2 protein-coding genes are annotated in these 1,878 nt (G+C 50.7%); both read left to right on the plus strand.

Annotated features, from left to right (window positions below; translation table 11 throughout):
- Window positions 1-89 precede the first annotated feature (89 nt).
- Window positions 90-1,535: a 6-phospho-beta-glucosidase gene (locus OCH80_RS09170; RefSeq protein ID WP_404540260.1), complete on the plus strand. Its 1,446-nt coding sequence runs from the start codon at window positions 90-92 to the stop codon at window positions 1,533-1,535.
- Window positions 1,536-1,607: 72 nt separating this feature from the next.
- A partial coding sequence (locus OCH80_RS09175; RefSeq protein WP_404540262.1) for a hypothetical protein occupies window positions 1,608-1,878 on the plus strand: 271 nt, incomplete at its 3' end.

Consider the following 1,878-nt stretch of genomic DNA (forward strand, 5'->3'; position numbering starts at 1 on the left):
CGATTTTCACTTACTAGATCGGAACAGTGTTCAATTTGATTTTACAATCAGCGTACTGAAAACATATAACTAAAACGGAGGTTTCTTCAATGTACTCTGCAAAAATGCCAGAAGGATTTTTATGGGGCGGCGCGGTTGCGGCTCACCAGTTGGAAGGCGCCTGGGACGTTGGCGGCAAAGGCGTGTCAGTCGCGGACGTCATGACGGTTGGCTCAGCCACCAAGCCGCGGGAGATTACCGACGGCGTCCTGCCGGGCAAGAACTACCCGAACCACTCAGCCATCGACTTCTACCACCACTACAAAGAAGACATCAAATTGCTGGCCGGGATGGGCTTTAAGGCCTTCAGAACTTCTATTGCCTGGACCAGAATCTTCCCTAATGGCGATGACGAGCAGCCAAGCGAAGCAGGCTTGAAATTCTACGACGACCTGTTTGACGAAATGCACAAGTATGGCATTGAGCCAGTGATCACCCTGAGCCACTTCGAAATGCCATTCAACCTGGCCAAGAATTATGGCGGCTTTACCAACCGCAAGACCATCGACTTCTTCGTCCGCTTCGCTGAAGTCTGCTTCAAGCGCTACAAGGACAAGGTCAAGTACTGGATGACCTTCAACGAAATCGACAACCAAAGTGCCTTCAACAACGACTTCCTGATGGCTACCAACTCAGGCATTCTTTTCAAGGACGGCATGACCGATGAAGAAAAAGAAGCTGCCATGTACCAGGCAGCCCACTACGAATTCGTGGCCAGCGCTTTGGCCGTCAAGATCGGCCACAAGATCAACCCGGACTTCAAGATTGGCTTGATGATCAACTACTCGCCAGTCCGGCCGCTCACTCCAAGCTCAGCTGATGCCCTTTTGGCCGACAAGTTCGAGCAGCACCGGGACTTCTTCTCCGACGTGCAAGTTTTTGGCGAATATCCAAAAGCGATCGAAGCCTACATTGAAAAGCACGGCTACCGCCCAGACATCACCGATGAAGACCGGGTCGTCCTCAAGGAAGGAACCGTCGACTACGTTGCCTTCTCCTACTACCAGTCAACGACCGTCTCCAGTGAAAAAGTCGATCCTGACGACTTAAGCGACCTGGCCAAGGCCGTTGCCGTCAACCCAACCTTGGAAAGATCCGACTGGGGCTGGGAAATTGATCCGGTTGGCCTGCGGCTGGCCCTGAACCACCTGACCGACCGCTACCACCTGCCGCTGTTCATCGTTGAAAACGGCTTGGGCGCCTACGACAAGGTTGAAGATGGCAAGATCCACGACCCTTACCGGATTGACTATCTCAAGAAGCACATCAGCGAAATGGAAAAAGCCGTGGCAATCGATGGCGTCGACTTGATGGGCTACCTGCCATGGGGACCAATCGACCTGGTTTCTGCCGGGACCGGCCAGATGGACAAGCGCTATGGCTTCATCTACGTCAACAAGAACGATGCAGGCGTCGGCGACCTCAGCCGGACGCCAAAGGACTCCTACTTCTGGTACAAGAAGGTCATCGAATCCAACGGGACCGACTTAGATTAAGCTGAACAATTTTACTCGCATCTAAACGAAAAACGATCAAGACTGTGTTTGCAATCTTGATCGTTTTTTCTATTGGAACACGAAGTTTTCGGCTTTAGTTGGGGACTTTTTGGGGATGAATTTCGCGATTTCGGCTTTAGTTGGGGACTTTACGGGGATGAATTTCGCGATTTCGGCTTTAGTTGGGGACTTTTTGGGGATGAATTTCGCAATTTCGGCTTTAGTTGGGGACTTTATAGGGATGAATTTCGCAATTTTGGCTTTAGTTGGGGACTTTACGGGGATTTTTTACCCCTAAAAATACCTAAATACGCCCCTTTTCAAAAATTTTATCCCCCAAAAG

The organism is Lactobacillus sp. 23-2, from assembly GCF_044902225.1.
In the GTDB taxonomy this organism is placed as follows: Bacteria; Bacillota; Bacilli; order Lactobacillales; family Lactobacillaceae; genus Lactobacillus; species Lactobacillus absianus.

What these genes read in the sequence shown, in the direction of transcription:
- OCH80_RS09170 (WP_404540260.1), top strand. Translation starts at nt 90, where the DNA reads ATGTACTCTGCAAAAATGCCAGAAGGATTTTTATGGGGCGGCGCGGTT.